The 660-nt window shown below is 59.5% G+C and carries 1 protein-coding gene; it reads right to left on the reverse strand.

Annotation, left to right across the window (positions count from 1 at the left end; translation table 11 throughout):
* Nucleotides 1-395 (reverse strand): polyprenyl synthetase family protein (locus NBRGI_RS47740; RefSeq protein WP_235211149.1); only part of this gene is annotated, 395 nt, incomplete at its 3' end.
* Nucleotides 396-660 lie beyond the last annotated feature (265 nt).

Raw genomic sequence — 660 nt, forward strand, 5'->3', positions numbered from 1 at the left:
ATCGCCTGGGTCGGACCCCACCGGCTCCACACCGTGGCACGACCCCTGCGAGTGCGGTCGCCATCGATCACATCGTCATGAACCAGCGTGAAATTGTGCACCAACTCCACCGCCGTCGCAGCGGCAGCCACCACGTCAGCGGACCGAGCACCGCACGCCTGTGCCGCCGCCAGCACCAGGCCCGGCCGCAACCCCTTGCCCGAGTTTCCCGCCGACTCGATACCCTCAGCGTCGCACAATCCGAGGTGGTATCCCGCCATCACCCGAAACGGCGCCGGCAGCACTCGAACTCTTTCTCGCAGCACAGGCTCACAGACTGCTTTCGCTGCGATAAAGAGCCGATCGGAATCTTCGTGATCAACAATTCGGCGGCACAGCTTCGAGTGTTCGAACATGGCGGACACAACGACCTCCATCGGCACCAGGTACAAGAAATCCACTCACGGGTCACGACATATCGAGAACACGGAGAACCCGAGCCGCGCCGCCGCCGCGAAGGCATACCCATTTATTCTAACCGAGTTCCCGAACTTCTCGCACCAAAACCGCACAGAACGACCAACCTCAAGATGGCCGGACCGAAAGAAGATAACCGATCCACACGCAACAGAAACCGACTGTCCGATACTATTAATTTAAACAAGCAGCAGCGAATCGAAC

Source organism: Nocardia brasiliensis IFM 10847, from assembly GCF_000710915.1.
In the GTDB taxonomy this organism is placed as follows: domain Bacteria; phylum Actinomycetota; class Actinomycetes; order Mycobacteriales; family Mycobacteriaceae; genus Nocardia; species Nocardia brasiliensis_A.